Annotated in this window: 20 protein-coding genes, 1 tRNA gene and 1 other RNA gene; 16 read left to right on the top strand and 6 right to left on the bottom strand. The window is 70.2% G+C overall.

The window, feature by feature from the left end:
* Positions 1-11 precede the first annotated feature (11 nt).
* Positions 12-378, bottom strand: an RNA gene (gene rnpB / locus ACXJJV_RS00545) — RNase P RNA component.
* Between the two features lie 176 nt (positions 379-554).
* On the opposite strand from rnpB, the gene ACXJJV_RS00540 reads away from it, so the two are divergent.
* From ACXJJV_RS00540 to ACXJJV_RS00530, 3 genes are all read left to right on the top strand, one after another.
* Positions 555-1,895: an RsmB/NOP family class I SAM-dependent RNA methyltransferase gene (locus ACXJJV_RS00540; RefSeq protein WP_456466217.1), complete on the top strand. Its 1,341-nt coding sequence runs from the start codon at positions 555-557 to the stop codon at positions 1,893-1,895.
* Positions 1,896-1,967: 72 nt separating this feature from the next.
* Positions 1,968-2,939, top strand: a complete 972-nt coding sequence (locus ACXJJV_RS00535) for a hypothetical protein (RefSeq protein ID WP_456466216.1) — start codon at positions 1,968-1,970, stop codon at positions 2,937-2,939.
* Between the two features lie 47 nt (positions 2,940-2,986).
* Positions 2,987-3,062, top strand: a tRNA-Gly gene (locus ACXJJV_RS00530).
* Between the two features lie 94 nt (positions 3,063-3,156).
* Here ACXJJV_RS00530 and ACXJJV_RS00525 read toward each other — a convergent pair.
* Together ACXJJV_RS00525 and argB are read right to left on the bottom strand one after the other, a co-directional pair.
* Positions 3,157-3,468, bottom strand: coding sequence for a DUF357 domain-containing protein (locus ACXJJV_RS00525; protein ID WP_456466215.1), 312 nt, complete (start codon positions 3,466-3,468; stop codon positions 3,157-3,159).
* Positions 3,402-4,151 carry an acetylglutamate kinase gene (gene argB / locus ACXJJV_RS00520; RefSeq protein ID WP_456466214.1) on the bottom strand — a complete coding sequence of 250 codons (750 nt, stop codon included), beginning with the start codon at positions 4,149-4,151 and terminating at the stop codon, positions 3,402-3,404. The genes ACXJJV_RS00525 and argB overlap by 67 nt, the downstream gene beginning before the upstream one ends.
* A gap of 23 nt (positions 4,152-4,174) precedes the next feature.
* Here argB and ACXJJV_RS00515 point away from each other — a divergent pair, with 23 nt between their 5' ends.
* Positions 4,175-5,518 carry an RsmB/NOP family class I SAM-dependent RNA methyltransferase gene (locus ACXJJV_RS00515; protein WP_456466213.1) on the top strand — a complete coding sequence of 448 codons (1,344 nt, stop codon included), beginning with the start codon at positions 4,175-4,177 and terminating at the stop codon, positions 5,516-5,518.
* Here ACXJJV_RS00515 and ACXJJV_RS00510 read toward each other — a convergent pair.
* Positions 5,515-6,954 (bottom strand): hypothetical protein, encoded by a 1,440-nt coding sequence (locus ACXJJV_RS00510; protein ID WP_456466212.1) that lies wholly within the window; start codon positions 6,952-6,954, stop codon positions 5,515-5,517. The two genes, ACXJJV_RS00515 and ACXJJV_RS00510, sit on opposite strands and share 4 nt — an antisense overlap.
* An 85-nt stretch (positions 6,955-7,039) precedes the next feature.
* Here ACXJJV_RS00510 and ilvE point away from each other — a divergent pair, with 85 nt between their 5' ends.
* Genes ilvE through ACXJJV_RS00495 form a run of 3 tightly spaced genes read left to right on the top strand, consistent with a single transcriptional unit; the run spans position 7,040 to position 9,945 of the window.
* On the top strand, positions 7,040-7,933 hold the full coding sequence (gene ilvE, locus ACXJJV_RS00505; protein ID WP_456466211.1) for a branched-chain-amino-acid transaminase: 894 nt from the start codon (positions 7,040-7,042) through the stop codon (positions 7,931-7,933).
* A 14-nt stretch (positions 7,934-7,947) separates the two neighbouring features.
* On the top strand, positions 7,948-9,486 hold the full coding sequence (locus ACXJJV_RS00500; protein WP_456466210.1) for a flippase: 1,539 nt from the start codon (positions 7,948-7,950) through the stop codon (positions 9,484-9,486).
* A 12-nt stretch (positions 9,487-9,498) separates the two neighbouring features.
* The gene (locus ACXJJV_RS00495; protein WP_456466209.1) at positions 9,499-9,945 is read left to right on the top strand and encodes a 4Fe-4S binding protein; all 447 of its coding nucleotides are present in this window, start codon (positions 9,499-9,501) and stop codon (positions 9,943-9,945) included.
* Here ACXJJV_RS00495 and frhD read toward each other — a convergent pair.
* Together frhD and ACXJJV_RS00485 are read right to left on the bottom strand one after the other, a co-directional pair.
* A complete protein-coding gene (gene frhD / locus ACXJJV_RS00490; RefSeq protein WP_456466208.1) occupies positions 9,921-10,430 on the bottom strand; it encodes a coenzyme F420-reducing hydrogenase, FrhD protein in 510 nt (169 codons plus the stop codon). The two genes, ACXJJV_RS00495 and frhD, sit on opposite strands and share 25 nt — an antisense overlap.
* Positions 10,431-10,436: 6 nt before the next feature.
* Positions 10,437-11,468: a hypothetical protein gene (locus ACXJJV_RS00485; protein WP_456466207.1), complete on the bottom strand. Its 1,032-nt coding sequence runs from the start codon at positions 11,466-11,468 to the stop codon at positions 10,437-10,439.
* Between the two features lie 34 nt (positions 11,469-11,502).
* Between ACXJJV_RS00485 and ACXJJV_RS00480 the strand changes: the two genes are divergently transcribed.
* Genes ACXJJV_RS00480 through pfdA form a run of 9 tightly spaced genes read left to right on the top strand, consistent with a single transcriptional unit; the run spans position 11,503 to position 14,966 of the window.
* Entirely contained in the window at positions 11,503-11,868 is a 366-nt protein-coding gene (locus ACXJJV_RS00480) for a ribonuclease P protein component 4 (RefSeq protein WP_456466206.1), read from the top strand.
* Entirely contained in the window at positions 11,861-12,193 is a 333-nt protein-coding gene (yhbY, locus tag ACXJJV_RS00475; RefSeq protein WP_456466205.1) for a ribosome assembly RNA-binding protein YhbY, read from the top strand. Before ACXJJV_RS00480 ends, yhbY begins: the two co-directional genes overlap by 8 nt.
* A gap of 49 nt (positions 12,194-12,242) precedes the next feature.
* Positions 12,243-12,692 (top strand): 30S ribosomal protein S19e, encoded by a 450-nt coding sequence (locus ACXJJV_RS00470; protein ID WP_456466242.1) that lies wholly within the window; start codon positions 12,243-12,245, stop codon positions 12,690-12,692.
* 15 nt (positions 12,693-12,707) lie between these two features.
* Positions 12,708-13,070 (top strand): DNA-binding protein, encoded by a 363-nt coding sequence (locus ACXJJV_RS00465; RefSeq protein ID WP_456466204.1) that lies wholly within the window; start codon positions 12,708-12,710, stop codon positions 13,068-13,070.
* Positions 13,071-13,081: 11 nt separating this feature from the next.
* Positions 13,082-13,237 (top strand): 50S ribosomal protein L39e, encoded by a 156-nt coding sequence (locus ACXJJV_RS00460; RefSeq protein WP_456466203.1) that lies wholly within the window; start codon positions 13,082-13,084, stop codon positions 13,235-13,237.
* 14 nt (positions 13,238-13,251) lie between these two features.
* A complete protein-coding gene (locus ACXJJV_RS00455) occupies positions 13,252-13,518 on the top strand; it encodes a 50S ribosomal protein L31e (RefSeq protein ID WP_456466202.1) in 267 nt (88 codons plus the stop codon).
* 2 nt (positions 13,519-13,520) lie between these two features.
* Entirely contained in the window at positions 13,521-14,186 is a 666-nt protein-coding gene (locus ACXJJV_RS00450) for a translation initiation factor IF-6 (protein WP_456466201.1), read from the top strand.
* 16 nt (positions 14,187-14,202) lie between these two features.
* Positions 14,203-14,457, top strand: a complete 255-nt coding sequence (rpl18a, locus tag ACXJJV_RS00445) for a 50S ribosomal protein L18Ae (protein ID WP_456466200.1) — start codon at positions 14,203-14,205, stop codon at positions 14,455-14,457.
* The gene (pfdA, locus tag ACXJJV_RS00440) at positions 14,457-14,966 is read left to right on the top strand and encodes a prefoldin subunit alpha (protein ID WP_456466199.1); all 510 of its coding nucleotides are present in this window, start codon (positions 14,457-14,459) and stop codon (positions 14,964-14,966) included. The genes rpl18a and pfdA overlap by 1 nt, the downstream gene beginning before the upstream one ends.
* The last annotated feature ends 24 nt before the right edge of the window (positions 14,967-14,990 follow it).

Below are 14,990 nucleotides of genomic sequence, written 5' to 3'. Positions count from 1 at the left end.
GGACGGCGGCCGTGGGTGGGCTATAGCCCGCCTTCTGTAGCCTTAGCTGGCGGCATTCACCTCAGCGGCCCACCATCCCCCTCCGGCCCGGTGCTCATCAGGGGCATCACCCTCGTATCATCGGGCTCATTCGGCCTCGCCCGCCGCCGGGCGGCCCGTTTCACCGATCCCGCCGGCGTCCTCTGCGGGTTAGCTCGGGCCCCGTCGCCGGGGCCCTTCTTGGCCCGCCCACGGCGGGCCTCAGCCGCGTCATCGCCATCCGCCGACGGACGTGTCGTTTCTGTGGCCGGACCCCGGCCTCTCGGCCGGCCCCCTCTCGGGGCGGCGGCCCGGGCCCGGGGGCGGAGCTTCCTCCCCTTAGCGGCCCACCGGCCGCACCCCGACGGGCCCGCCCTCATTGCCGTGCTCCGGCGGACCCTTACCCGGGGCGGGGTAGCCGCCAGCCCACCCACGGCCGCCGGCACCCGCGGCGACCCGGACGATTATAGACGTTACCCCAGCCGGCTCCTAAACCTTATTTTACCCTCAACGAGAACCGCCCGCGAGGGATGCCCATGAAGGTCCAAGAGATGCTCTCAATACTCTCGGATGTGCTCACGGAACACTACCGGAGTGGTGTGTCACTGAAGGAGTCATTTTACCGAGTATTTGACGATCCGATGTCCATACCAAGCCACCGGGCACGGATGATCCACCGACGGTTGATGGAGCTGGGCAAGCGGCTCGGACTCTGCGAGGAGGCCCTCGACGACGTGATCCAGTCCGCCGAGTTCGAGGACCTGCGCCCCGAGCTCAAGGGCATCCTGGTCGCGGCCGCCGACGAGATCCTCTTCGAGGGGACGAGCCCCGCCCTCGTCACCGACGCCGCCACCCGGAAGGCCCGGGAGACGCTCCACGAGGGCGCGGCCGACTTCGTGCACGCCGTCTGCTTCGACCTCGAGGAGTACGACCTGAACCGCCTTCGGGAGCGGGGCTACGACGAGCTGTCCCTGAAGTACCACTTCCCGCCCGAGTTCGTCGAGCACGCCCGACGCGTGCTCCCGGAGGACGAGCTCGAGGCGTTCCTCGAGGCCTGCAATCGGCCCGCCGTCAAGTACGTCCGGGTGAACACCCTGCACGCCGACCGGGAGGAGGTGGCCGAGCGCCTGCGCGACGAGGGGGTCACGGTCGAGCCCGACCCCCACGTGCCGGACCTGCTTCGGGTAGTCGAGGAGCGGGTGCCCATCGTGCGCACCGAGACCTGGCGAAAGGGCCTCGTCTTCACCCAGGATAAGGCCTCCGCCCTCGTGGGTCACGTGCTCAACCCGCGGCCCGGGGAGTTCGTCGTCGACCTGTGCGCGGCCCCGGGCGGGAAGACCCTGCACGCCCTGTGCCTCATGGAGGGCGATGGCGAGATTCTCGCCGTGGACAAGTCGGACTGGCGCCTGGAGGCCATGAAGGAGAAGCTCGAGTGGCAGCGGGTCCCGGACGGCGCGGTCGAGCTGCGGCACGCGGACGCGCGCGAGCTGCCGGAGGAGCTCGAGGGGGAGGCGGACCGCGTCATCGTTGACCCGCCCTGCTCCGGCATGGGATCCGTCCAGAAGCGGCCGGAGACGCGGTGGAACCTCAGCCGGCGGAAGGTCCGGCGGTACGCCAAGCTGCAGGCGGAGCTCCTGGAGGCGGGCGTCCGGGTGGCGCGGCCCGGCGGGGTGATCGTGTACTCCACCTGCACGCTCACGCTGGACGAGAACGAGGGGGTCGTCCGCCGGGTCCTGCGCCGGCGCGACGACGTGGAGCTGGAGGAGGTGCGGGCGGACTTCGGCCGGGAGGGGCGGCTGAGCGGAACGCGCCGCTTCTACCCGCACTCGGACGACTGCCAGGGGTTCTTCATCGCCCGGCTGAGGAGGCGGCGGTAAGACCCCCTAATCCCCGGAAGAAAGGCTCAAATTCGACGTCGGGTCCCGGAGGTTCCACGGGGGGAAGCCACCGTGAGGGCGCTGCCGGTACTCCTGGCGGCCCTGCTGATCTCGATGAGCGGGGCCGCGGTGGCGGACGAGGACGAGACGCTCGCGGGCGTGCTGGTGCACCCGTGGGCGCTGCAGCTCAGCGCCAGCCAGCCGAAGGAGGTCTCCAAGGAGTACGTGATCTCGGTGGAGGGGCCGGCCGGCTCGAACCTGCCGCTGCGCAAGGCGTATTACGGCGTGTTCGTCTCGGACGAGCACCACGCGGCGCTGATCGTGGACCTGACGCCGGCGGTGGTCGGGGAGAAGGACGACAAGGTGATCATCGATCCGAACGCGATCCCGGGGCGCCGGTACGCCAAGGTCCGGTTCAAGCGGGCGCACGCGCCGCGGTACGGGCTGCTGGCGCTGTCCCTGGAGACGAAGCAGCTGCCGCTGGGACTGCCGGTGAAGCTCGTCAAGCCGAAGGACCTCAAGCTGAAGGTGGGCAAGGTTGAGGTGGAGCTGAACGAGGAGCTAGCGAAGGATCTGGCCCGGGTGCTGGCGACCTACGAGTACGGGGAGGTGGCGAAGCGTGTCAGCGTCGGTAAGCTGCAGGCGCTGGTGTTCAAGGTGCTGATCCGGGACCAGCTGATCGGGGTACCGGAGGTCAAGGGCCGGGCACAGGCCAAGGTGGAGACGAAGGTGGAAGCGACCGCGAGCGTGAAGAGCGGTAAGACGGAGGCGAAGGTGAACGAGGAGGCCAGTTACGCGGTTCGGGCCTTCCTGGAGGCCAACGCGGGCAAGAGCGAGGTGAGGGCGGAGTTCGAAGCGAGCGAGCTCGAAGAAGTGCTCGGTGAGGCCGCCAGGCTGGTCGAGGACTTCCTGGGCACGGAGGAGGGCAAGCAGCTCGCGAGCGCCGCCGAGCGGGCGGCCAAGGCCGGCGCGGCGGCCGCGCCGGTGGGGCTGGCGGCGGTGCTCTCGGGCCTGCTGGCGCTGGCGCGAACCCGCCGGCGTTAATCCCACAATCTTTTTATACCGGACGACGCGGGATCGTGATCGGAGGCGCGGCCGCAGTCTAGTCTGGTAGGACGCGGGCCTTCCGAGCCCGTGGCCCGGGTTCAAATCCCGGCGGCCGCACCATACCGGGAATCGTTACGAGATTCGTAACGAATGTCGGGTCGGGGTCGGCCGGGTGGTCCTCGTCATCCTTCGCCGTCGGTCGGGATGACAGTCATCATACCTCGCCTTCCAGCTCGAGCAGCCCCGCCTCCTTCCCCGCCTTGAGCAGGGCCCAGGCGTAGGAGAGGCAGGCGAAGGCCTCGACGGGCAGGTCGTGGGCCAGGTAGTACCGGCCGTCGTGGTAGTACCGCTCGGCGAGGTCGAGGAGCTCCTCCCCCTCGAGCGTCATCGGCTCGGCGCGCTCGAGGAGGCGGGGCAGGTCGCGGAGGTACCGGTCCAGCCGGTCGAGGAGCTCTCGGGCTATCTTATGACTGTCCCCTCTCCGCTCAACAGCCCGGACAAGTTCGTCACGATCGCCTCCCGACATCCCGACTCCACCGCCCGGATCGCGGCCTCCACCTTCGGGATCATCCCGCCCTTGATCACCCCTTCGCGCCGGAGCCTGCGGGCCTCCTCCGGGGTCAGGCGCTCGATCACGCTGTCAGGATCGTCCACGTCCTCGAGCACCCCGGGAACGTCGGTGAGGAGCACGAGCCGGTCCGCGCCCGCCTCGGCGGCGATGGCCCCGGCGGCGGTGTCGGCGTTGACGTTGTAAATCGTGCCGCGCTCGTCCACGCCGAGCGGGGCGATCACGGGCACGCGCCCGTCCCGCAGCAGGGCGCGGAGCAGGTCGACGTTCACGGCCTTCACGTCCCCTACGTACCCCAGGTCCACCTCCTCCCCATCCACGCGCTCGACCCGCTTCTCCGCGAGCAGCAGGCCCCCGTCCACGCCGGAGAGTCCGACCGCGTCGACCCCGTGCGCTCGGAGCCCGGCCACCAGGCGCTTGTTCACGTGGCCGGCGAGCACCATGATCACCACCCGGAGGGTCTCCCCGTCGGTGACCCGGAGTCCCTTCACGAACCGCGGTTCCAGCCCGAGCTCCTCCATGGTCCGCGAGACCTCGGGCCCGCCCCCGTGCACGATCACGGCCTCGTCGGGCAGGGCCTCGGCGAGCCGGTCGACCCGGTCCAGGACCTCCCCACCGACCTTGATCACCTCCACGAGCATCACCACCCAGGGGCGGTTCGGGGTTGGAGAACCAACTCCTGGCCGTGCGGGCGCTGGTGCTGATCGAGGCCCGGGGACTGCCGATCCCGGAGGCGGTGGAGCGGGTCTGCGGGGACCGACCGAGGGAGGTGCGCCGGTCGGTCCAGGCCTTCGTGTACGAGACTATAAAGCATCGGAACCTGCTGGACGAGCTGATCCGCGCGGGCTCGGAGGCGGAGCCGGAGCGGATCCGCTCCCCGTACGTGAAGCAGATCCTCCGGGTCGGCACGCTGGAGATGAAGCTGTGGGGGAACCCGGCCCCGGCGGTCACGGACTGCATGGTCCGGCTCGCGAAGCGGCTGGCGGGGGAGCGGGCGGGCAGCTTCGTGAACGCCGTGCTCCGGGGCGTGGAGCGCGTCTCGGTGGAGGAGGTACTCGAGGACCGGCCCTGGACGGAGCGGCTCGCGCTCCGGTACGGGCACCCGGAGTGGTTCGTGCTCTACGCGCTCGACCTGTTCCACGGGGACCGGGAGCGGGTGGAGCGGCTGCTGCGGGCCAACAACCGGGTACCTCCCCAGTACCTGCGGATCAACCGGCTCCGGCTGGACCCGCTGACCGGGGAGGAGGTCCTGCGCCGGGAGTACGGGATCGTGGTGGAGCCGACGTTCCTGGAGGAGGTGAAGGTGCTCCGGCGCGGGCGCGGGTACGGGTCGCGGGCCTGGCGGGAGGGCCTGTTCGACGTGCAGGACCTGGCCTCGGCGTGCGCGTCGGCGGCCCTATCGCCCGAGCCGGGCGAGGTCGTGCTGGACGTCTGCGCGGCCCCGGGCAGCAAGACGACCCACCTGGCGGAGCAGATGCGTGACGAGGGAACGATCGTCTCGGTCGACGTCTCCGAGCGGGGCCTGGAGGTCCTCAGGCGCCGCTGCCGCCGGCTGGGGATCACCTGCGTGGAGACCCTCTGCCGGGACGCCCGGGGGCTGTCGGCGGACGACCTGCCCGAGGTCCCGGACCGGATCCTCGTGGACCCGCCGTGCTCCACCACGGGCGTGTGGAACCGGAACCCGGACAGCCGGTGGAAGCCGAAGCCGCTGGAGAGGTTCGCCCGGCGGGAGTGGAGCATCCTGGAGCCGGCGCTGAGGATCGCGGAGGAGCACGGGTGCACGCTGGTTTACTCCACGTGTTCGGTATCCTGGGAGGAGAATGAGGCGATCGTGAGGAGGGCGCTGGAGGAGTACGACGTCCGGCTGGTCGACGCGGGCGTGCCCGGCTCCCCGGGACTCCGGGAGTTCCGCGGGGAGCGGTTCCCGGGGCACGACAAGGTGCGCCGGTACTGGCCGTTCCGGCACGACACCGCGGGCTTCTTCGTGGCGAAGCTGCGGGGCGGCTAGCCCTCGTAGAAGAACAGCGCCGGGGTGGCGTACCCGGCGTCGGGGTCGTGCAGCAGGCCGAGGTCCACCTCGGCCCGATCCGGGACCCATCCCGGCGGCCGGCCGGGCTCGATGACGTCCACCCGGTCCACGGACAGGGACCGCCCGCGCCGGCGGCACCGGACCGCGAGCGCCCTACCGCCGCCGGCGACGTAGAACCGGGCCTCCGGATCCGGGTCGAGGCCCCAAACGACGAGGGCCGAGTCGTGCGCGGTGCCGGTGAGCTTGCGCACGCGCTCTCGGGTTCCACCATCCCAGCTCACTTCGAGCCGCTTGACGCCCAGCCACTTCGGCCGTACCCTCAGCAGCCGGGCTCCGACGAACGGGAGCAGGACCTGGGTCGCCAGGTCATCCTCGAGGACGAGGGGTACGAACCCCCGGTACTCCGGGTCGTACCGGTACGCCCGACCGTTGAAGACGAACCCCTCGTGCCGCTCGTCCAGGTCGATCGTGAACCAGCGCTCGCCGTTCTCCCGGTAGACCACGACCCGCTCCGGCCGATCGTCGCCCCAGTGCACCTCGAAAACCGCGGGTCCCTTCGCCCCCTCATCGCGGAAGCAGCGCTGCCGGGCCTCGGACCAGCGCGTTGAGAACTCGGTCAGCAGCTGCTCGTAGTTCGCGCTGCACAGGTTGCACGCGTTCCTCCTCACGTTCACCGTGTGCACCTCGCGCATGGCCCTCAGGCGCTTGAGGCTGCTGACGGTAAGGTTCCAGCTGGCGCCGAGCGCCACCCGCTCGTTCGCGTAGATCTTGCAGTGGATCCCCAGCGTCCCCTTGCGCCCCTCCGCCTCCCGGACCTCGAAGCCCAGGCGGGCCCACCTCCTCAGCACCTCCGGCTTGTTCTCGCCGGCGGCGACGAGGAGGTAGAGCTCCAGGCCCTCCCTCGGCAGCTCCCGTAGGATCTGAACGCCCTCCTCTACCAGGTCGTCCGGGTCGGACACCCACGGGCTGGCCAGGCAGACGAGCTCCCCGGCCTCCTCGATCAGTCGGTCCAGTACCTTCTCCGAGTACTCGTAGAACCGGAGGCTCTCGTCGTCCTCCTCGCCGCCGAAGATCCGGGCCGAGAGGGCCTTGATCCCCTGCTTCGCCACCTCCGGGAGGGACAGCCGGCTCGACAGCTCCTCCTCGATGTCCTCCCTAACCTCCTCGCCCGAGATGCCCACGGACTGGAGCACGTCCGAGAGCCTGTCGGCCGCATCCCTCACGACCTGACTCGCCGACTGGAACATGTCCTTGATGCCGATCCCTTGGCGACGGGCCTCCCGAGTCAGCTCCCGGACGACCTGCTCGGCCATTTGACGCACGTATCTCCGGGTCGACGGATCGCTCACGTACTTCTCCACTATCATGGAGATGACGGAGCTGAGCGCGTACTCCAACAGGATGTACTGGATCACCCCACTCACCCCGGCGGCGGCGCCCGGCCCGGGAAGGGAGATGGTTTTAACGTTCGTCCGTCGGCCGGCGGGCGGGGGGACGAGGTTGTCCGAGCGCGAGCAGCTCGTTTACCTCAACGGTGAGCTGGTTCCCCGGGAGGAGGCGAAGATCTCCGTCTACGATCATGGGTTCCTGTACGGGGACGGCGTGTTCGAGGGGATCCGGGCGTACGACGGGAGGATCTTCAAGCTGGACGAGCACGTGGATCGGCTGTACGACTCGGCGAAGGCGATCATGCTGGACATCCCGATGAGCAAGGAGGAGATGAAGGAGGCGATCATCGAGACGGTGCGGGCGAACGGGCTGCGGGACGCGTACATCCGGGTGGTCGTGTCCCGGGGCGAGGGGGACCTGGGGCTGGATCCGGAGAAGTGCCCGGAGCCGACGGTCGTGATCATCGCGGAGCCGATGGAACCGCTCTACGGGGACCTGTACGAGAAGGGTATCGAGGTGATCACGGCCTCGGTGCGCCGGATCCCGCCGGACGCGCTGGATCCTAAGATCAAGTCCTGCAACTACCTGAACAACATCCTGGCGAAGATCCAGGCGAACCTGGCGGGCGCGGACGAGGCGATCATGCTGGACCATGAGGGGTACGTGTGCGAGGGCACGGGCGACAACGTGTTCGTGGTGGAGGACGGCGTGGTCTACACGCCGCCGGAGGACACGATCCTGCGGGGGATCACGCGGGCTACGGTGATGGAGCTGTGCGAGGAGCTGGGGATCCCGGTGGAGGAGAAGCGGATCACGCTGGGGGAGCTGTACGCGGCGGACGAGGTGTTCCTGACGGGAACGGCGGCGGAGGTGGCGCCGGTGCGGAAGGTGGACGGGCGGAGGATCGGGAAGGAGTGCCCGGGTCCGATCACGCGGAGGATCATGGAGGCGTTTCGGGAGCTGACGCGGCGGGAGGGGACGCCGGTGTACGAGGATGAGGAGTGACCCGGGGTGCCCCGTTGTCCCTCCTCCGCCTCGTCCGGGGCAGCCTGACGGTCCTCGTCGGGTCGCTCGCGCTGCGCCTGGGCGGGTACGTGTACCGGCTGCTGGTCGGCCGGCTGCTGGGGCCGGACGGGTACGGGATCGTTTCCTCCACGATGGTCGTGCAGACGATCGTGATGTTCCTGGCCACGTTCGGGGTCCCGCCCGCGATCGCCCGGTACGTGTCCCGGTACCGGGCGCTGGGTGACGGCGCGCGGGTGCGCCAGTTCATCCGGATCCCCACCGCGACGCTGGTGCTCCTCTCCGCGGCGGCCTCCCTTGCGCTCGCGCTCGCCGCCCCCTACCTGGCGTGCTGGTACTTCCACAACCCCCGGCTCTACTGGCCGCTCGTGCTCACGGCCGTCGGCCTGCCGTTCGCGGCGTTCGCGTCGTGCGTTCGCGGCGCGTTCCAGGGCTTCCAGGACATGAAGGGCTACGTGATGACCCAGTTCGTGGAGCAGGGGACCCGGGTGGGCGGCGCGCCGGCCCTGATCCTCGCCGGGTACGGGCCCGCGGGCGCCGTGTTCGCCTCGGCCGCGCTCGCGTACATGACGTCCGGGGCCTACGGGGCGATCCAGCTGCGCCGGAAGCACCTGCCCGAGGTACCTCCGGATGGGGATCCGCTCCCCCCGGCCCGGGTCGCCCGGGAGGCGCTGACGTTCGGCCTGCCCGTCGCCCTGACCGGGATCGCCGACATGCTGCAGTCCAACGTGGACCTGCTCGCGATCGGCTACTTCCTGGGCACGCTGTGGGTGGGGTTCTACGACGCGGCCGGCCCCATCGCCCGGCTGCCCACGACCCTGTGCGCCGCGGTGGCGACGGCCCTACTGCCCGCGGCCTCCGAGGCGGAAGCGCTGCGGGACGAGCGCACGCTGCGGCAGTACGCGCACATCTCAATCAAGACCGTGTGGACGCTGCTCGTCCCGATGGCCGCGCTCACGGGCGCGCTGGCGGAGCCCCTGATCGTCCTCTTCTTCGGGACGTCGTTCCGGCCCGGCGCCCAGGCGCTCTACGTCCTCCCCATGGCCATGGCGTTCATCGTGCTGTTCCGCAACTGCGCGAGCCTGCTGCAGGGGATCGGGAAGGAGCGGCACCCGCTGCTCATCCTCACCCTCTCGCTGGCGCTGAACGTGGGGTTGAACGCGCTCCTCGTCCCGAGGCTGGGGATCTTCGGGGCGTCCGTCGCCACCGCCGTCTCCGACTGGGTGGCGATGCTTCTGGTCGTCCGGGCGGTGCTGGTCAGCGCCCCGGTGGAGCTCAAGCTCCGGTGGATGCTGGCGCCGGCGCTCGCGGGATCGGCCGCCTGGTTGGTCGCCCGCTGGGTCGCGGAGGCGCTCCCATGGGTGCCGCTCAAGCTGCTCGCCGGGTTCTCGGCGGGCGCGCTCGTCTACACGCTGCTCGTGGTCGCGCTGGGTGGGATCAGCGGGCTGGAGTGGGAGATCCTGGAGCGCGGGGCCGAGCGGATCGGCGCTCCGAGGCTCGTGACGGCGCTGCGTCGGCTCCAGCTCGTGGGCTAGGGGGGCGCCGGGATGAGCCTGGCCGCCGCCCTGAGGGCCCTGGCGGCCGAGCGGATGGCTCGGGAGCTACCGCTGACCGAGGCGGCCGAGCGACTGGGCGTGGACGTGTCCACGGTCTCTCACTACCTCCGGGGGGACTACCCGAGCGAGCGCGCCCGGGACGCGGCGCGCCGGGTGCTGGAGCGGTCCGCGCCCTTCGGACTGTGGCCGGTGCTCGAGGAGGAGCTGGGCCGGGAGGTGGCGGCCGAGGTGCTCCGGTGGCTCGTGGGGGAGGAGGTGGAGGGTCGGGTGCGGGTGGATGACGCCCGGTGCGTGTCCTGCGGGAGGTGCCGGGAGGCGTGCCCCTCGCCGGACGCCTGCCTGGGGTGCGCGGAGTGCGTGCGGGCGTGTCCCACCCGGGCGCGCACGCTGGAGGTTCGTTACCGGGGCGTGCGCTACGAGGTTCGTCGGGAAAGGTAGCGTTCGGCCAGCTGGATGGCCCGTTCCGCCGCCCGGGGTACGGCGCGGCGCACGGGTCGGGACATCCCGGGTCGGACCTCGGGGATCGGCAGCTCCTTCACCTGGCACCCGATGATCCGGAAGTCCACCCCCGCGCGCTCGCGCAGCTCGAGCAGGGCCCCCTCGACGCTCCACCCGTGCGCGTCGACCGGGATGATGCGGGCGTCGGGGCTGAGGTCCTCGGGCCCGAACTCCAGGAGCGTCCCCGGCTCCTCCCCCACGTCCACGGCGTCCACGACGATGATGAACTCCACCCGTGACTCCTCGTCGATCAGCGAGAACACGTTCTGTGGGGCGCCGGAGCCCGCGTCGATTACCTCCGCGTCCGGGTGCGACCAGCCCCTGCGCTCTATCTCCCGGACGACGGCCGGCCCGAACCCGTCGTCCCCGAACAGCTCGTTCCCGCACCCCACGATCAGCACCCGCTTCTCGAGGAAGCTCAGCATCGCCCGCTACCCCGTCCTCGCGAGTAGGTTTAGGAGCGCGAGCCGGAGCAGCGCCTCCAGGGGCCGGCACAGCGACTCGAGAAGCCACTTAACGTCCTCCCTCGGGATTGAGGTTCCGAGGAACCGCTCGACCGAGTTCACGACCGCCAGGAGCGCGTCGCGGGAGAGGGACCGGAGCTCGGCGGACAGCCAGTCCGCCAGGAACCCGTAGGTGCCGTCGGCGCGGACGCGCTCCCGACGGGCCAGCGCGCTCGGGTCGATCCGGTCCGGGTACAGGAGTGTGAAGGCCCGCTTGAGACCGTCGTTCATCAGGCGCACCCCCTCCTCGACGAGCGTTCGCGCGGCCGGTGACAGCCGGAACTCCCAGAGCCGGTTCAGCGCGGCGCGGAGGGCGGTGAACAGCAGGTTCAGGTACGGGGTGAGGGAGGCCACCACGTCCCGGCCCAGCCGGGACTCCAGCGTCCGTCGGGCGTAGGAGGTCACGAGGTCGACGACCCGGGGCCAGATCTCCCTGTCGCACGTCCTCAGGACCCTTCGAGCCACCTCCTCGGGCCGCGGCAGGAGCCGTTCGAACGCCGAAACCGCCAGCGCCCGGTCCGGGACGTAGGTGACGCGCACGGTCGTCCCGTCCCCGAGGAGCGTCATCCACGCCACCCGGAGCTGGGAGGTGATGCCCGAGCTCGAGGCCGTGATCCCGGCGAGCGCGGGCACGAGCCGGACCTCCCGGTGCACCGGTAGGTGGAGGAGCGCCTCCGTGAGGTGCCGGTCGAGATCCAGCGGCGGGAGGACCAGGGGCAGCGGCCCGGAACGGTGCTCAAGCCTCCGGCCGCTGGGGGTCTCGATGAGGACCAGGTCCCGGGTCCCGGTGATCCGGCCCACGAACACTCCGTCGGCGCGGTACCCGACGGCGGTCATCCCGGTGGGTTGGATCGGGGGCTGACCGTAAGACGATCCGGTAGGCACCTTCACCTCGACTGTGGCGGGCGTGAGCGTCGTCCCGTCGAACCTGGCCAGCACGTGGTCCGGGTGCACGCGCACGAGCTGGGACGCGACGGGCGCGGGTGAGGATAGCGTGAGGAGGAGCGAGGTGAGGAGGATCGCGCTGGAGCGGGTGGAGCGGCTGCTGAGGCTGGCCAGGGAGGCGTATCGGGAGGATCCGGACCGTGCGCGGCGGTACGTGCGGTTGGCGAGGCGGATCGCGATGAAGGCGCGGGTGAGGCTGCCGAGGCACCTCAAGCGGAGCTTCTGCAAGCGGTGTTACACCCCGCTGATCCCCGGGGTTACCGCTCGGGTCCGGCTGCGGCAGAACCGAATGCCGCACGTATCGGTCACGTGCCTGGAGTGTGGGTACATATACAGGTACCCGTACCTGAGGGAGGTGAAGGAGCGGCGTCGCCGGCGCGCGGAGCGTCGGAAGGGGGTGGGCTCGGATGGTTAAGTACCCGGCCGACGTCAAGCGGCTGCCCGGGAAGGAGCGTCGCCGCCTGCGGGCCCGGGGCGTGATGCTGGAGCCGGTGGTGCGGATCGGGAAGCGCGGGCTCACGTCGGGCGTGATCGAGGAGGTGGACCGGCAGCTGGAGGAGCGGGAGCTGGTCAAGGTGCGGTTCGAGCGGAACGTCCTGCGCCGGTACGATCGCAAGGAGTTGGCGGCGGAGCTCGCCCGGAAGGTGAACGCGGAGCTGGTCGACGTGCGGGGTCGCACGGCCGTCCTGTTCCGGCCCCGACAGGGCTGGAAGCGCTACCTGGAGCGCTTCTCCCGGTAAACCAATTAACGCGGGCGGGCCCGCCGAGGCGGGGGGCTGGCGCGTGCCGGTGTACGACGCGTTCTCGGTCCCGGGACACGAGCTCGTGGAGCGGCTCGCGGAGCGGCTGAAGGAGTTCGACGAGATCGAGCCGCCGGAGTGGGCTAAGTACGTGAAGACCGGGCGTCACAAGGAGCGACCGCCGGAGGACCCGGACTGGTGGTACGTGAGGGCCGCCTCCGTGCTGCGCCGGCTCTACATCGACGGGCCGGTGGGCGTCGAGCGACTGCGCACGTACTACGGGGGCCGTCAGGACCGGGGCGCCCGCCCGGAGCGGTTCCGCAAGGGCAGCGGTGCGATCATCCGCAGGATCCTGCAGCAGCTGGAGGAGGCGGGGCTGGTGGAGAAGACGGACGAGGGTCGGGTGCTCACGCCGGAGGGGCGCTCCCTGGTGGACGAGACGGCGCACGAGATCGCCAAGGAAAAGGGGTACACGGATAAGTTCCAGTCCCCGGTGTAGCCGGGGCGTACCACCATGACGGACCCCGAGCTGGAGCGGCTTCGAAGGAAGAGGATGCTCGAGCTGCAGCGCCGAGCCCAGGCTCAGCAGGCCCGGGAGGGAGCGAAGGAGCGTAAGGAGGAGGAGCGACGCGCGCTGGAGGAGGCGCAGCGCCGGGCGCTCCTGCGCAAGATCCTGACCCCGGAGGCCCGGGAGCGGCTGGCCCGCGTGCGCCTGGCCCGGCCGCAGCTGGCGCAGGCCGTGGAGAACTATCTGATCCAGCTGGCGCAGTCCGGCCGGTTGAACGGTCGGGTGGACGAGGATCAGCTGAAGAGGCTCCTGAAGCAGGTCTCGGAGGCGACGAGGAAGGATTTCAAGATCCGAATCGAGCGGAAGTAGGGGGCTCCGAAATGGCGAAGGCCAAGCCCCTGGGCAAGAAGCTGAGGATGGGTCGGGCCATCAAGCAGAACCGCCGGGTACCCCCGTGGGTGATCGCAAAGACGGGCGGTCGGAGCGTTGAGAACCCGAAGCAGCGGCACTGGAGGAGAAGCAAGCTGAAGCCGTAAGGGGGTGACCGGACGTGGCGGAGGGTGAGGTGGTGGAGGAGCGCGTTTACACGGTTCCGCTGCGGGACGCCAAGAAGGCGCCCCTGAAGAAGCGGGCCCCCAAGGCGATCAAGGTCCTCCGGCAGTTCATCGAGCGGCACATGAAGGCGGAGGAGGTGAAGATCGGGAACGACGTGAACGAGCGGATCTGGGAGCGGGGGATCAAGAAGCCGCCCTCCCGGGTGAGGGTCCGCGCGGTGAAGTACGAGGACGGAACCGTCGAGGTCAGGCTGGCGGAGTGACGATGACCGTCGTCAAGGCCTCGATCCGCGGGGACCCGAACGTCGGGGCCTGGATCGCCGCGTCGGAGGAGTTCGCGGTGGTCGCCCCCCGGGTCCCGGACGACGTGGTGCGAGACCTGGAGGAGGCGCTGGACGTCGAGGTGGTAAAGACCACCGTCGCGGGGAGCCAGCTCGTCGGCGCCCTGCTGGCCGTCAATTCCCACGGCGCCCTGTTCCCGCGGCACGCCGACGACCGGGAGATCCGGGCGGTCGCCGAGCTGGGCGTGGAGGTGGACGTCCTGCCCTCCAAGATGAACGCGGTAGGTAACCTGGTGCTGGCGAACGACCGGGGTGCCCTGGTTCACCCCGACCTGAACGATCACGCGCTCGAGGTCGTGGAGTCCGTGCTGGGCTGCCGCGCGGAGCGGGCGGAGATCGGCGGCGTGAAGACGGTCGGATCCGCCGGCGTGGCGAACTCGAAGGGCGCCCTGATCCACCCGGGCGCGACGGAGGAGGAGTTGGACCTCGTGTCCAAAGTCCTAAAGGTCGAGGCCGAGGTGGGGACCGTCAACAAGGGATCCCCCTACGTCGGGGCCGGGCTGGTGGTAAACTCCAAGGGCGCCCTCGTGGGCGAGGAGACGACCGGACCCGAGCTCGCCCGCATCGAGGACGCGCTCCACCTGATCTGACCGGGGGTGCCGCCCCGTGTCGGAGGAGGGTCCCGAGGTGAAGGTGTTCGAGGTTCGAGGCACGTTTCGGATGGGTGACGAGCCCCGGCAGCCCTTCCGAAAGCAGGTCACGGCCACCCGGGAGGAGGAGGCGCTGGAGAAGGTCTACTCCGAGCTGGGTAGCGAGCACCGGGTCTCCCGGACGGAGATCCGGATCGAAGAGATCAAAGAGATCGACCCCGAGGACGTCGAGGACCCGGTGCTCAGGCGCCTCTTAGGGGTGGAGGAGTGATGGCGGAGAAGAAGGGGAAGGAGAAGGACCGGGAGAAGCTGCAGCGCTTGATAGCCGAGATCCAGCAGCTGCAGGGTCAGGCGGAGGCGATCAACGCGCAGCTCGATCTGATTGACACCTCCATCGAGGAGCTGAACCGGGTGGAGGAGACGCTTAAGGGCGTGCAGGAACTGAAAGGGGAGGAGGAGGTGCTGGTGCCCGTCGGCGCCCAGTCGTTCGTGAAGGCGACGATCACGGACACGGACCGCGTCATCGTGGGCATCGGAGCGGGCGTGGCGGTGGAACGCACGATCGACGAGGCCCTGGAGTCCATCGACAACCGGCGTCAGGAGCTGGAGAAGGCCCGCTCGGAGGCGCAGAAGCGACTGCAGGAGATCTCGCAGAAGCTGCAGGAGAAGCAGCGTGAGGCGCAGCAGCTGGCCGAGAAGCTGGGGCTCACCCAGCAGGCTCAGCAGGCCCAGCAGGCCGCCCAGCAGCGGCAGTCGGGTGGTCCCTCCGGCGGCTCCTAACCCCTTCCCGGGGGTCCCCTGCCC

The organism is Methanopyrus sp. (genome assembly GCF_053997775.1).
Note: the sequence above shows the minus strand (reverse complement) of the source record. Positions and strands in the feature narration are given on the sequence as shown.

Bases quoted from the DNA above. Each gene is read 5' to 3' on its own strand.
- ACXJJV_RS00495 (WP_456466209.1), top strand. From the start codon at position 9,499: ATGAGCCTGGCCGCCGCCCTGAGGGCCCTGGCGGCCGAGCGGATGGCT.
- ACXJJV_RS00540 (WP_456466217.1), top strand. From the start codon at position 555: ATGAAGGTCCAAGAGATGCTCTCAATACTCTCGGATGTGCTCACGGAA.
- ACXJJV_RS00460 (WP_456466203.1), top strand. From the start codon at position 13,082: ATGGCGAAGGCCAAGCCCCTGGGCAAGAAGCTGAGGATGGGTCGGGCC.
- argB (WP_456466214.1), bottom strand. From the start codon at position 4,151: ATGCTCGTGGAGGTGATCAAGGTCGGTGGGGAGGTCCTGGACCGGGTC.
- frhD (WP_456466208.1), bottom strand. From the start codon at position 10,430: ATGCTGAGCTTCCTCGAGAAGCGGGTGCTGATCGTGGGGTGCGGGAAC.
- ACXJJV_RS00525 (WP_456466215.1), bottom strand. From the start codon at position 3,468: ATGTCGGGAGGCGATCGTGACGAACTTGTCCGGGCTGTTGAGCGGAGA.
- yhbY (WP_456466205.1), top strand. From the start codon at position 11,861: ATGGTTAAGTACCCGGCCGACGTCAAGCGGCTGCCCGGGAAGGAGCGT.
- ACXJJV_RS00465 (WP_456466204.1), top strand. From the start codon at position 12,708: ATGACGGACCCCGAGCTGGAGCGGCTTCGAAGGAAGAGGATGCTCGAG.
- pfdA (WP_456466199.1), top strand. From the start codon at position 14,457: ATGGCGGAGAAGAAGGGGAAGGAGAAGGACCGGGAGAAGCTGCAGCGC.
- ACXJJV_RS00450 (WP_456466201.1), top strand. From the start codon at position 13,521: ATGACCGTCGTCAAGGCCTCGATCCGCGGGGACCCGAACGTCGGGGCC.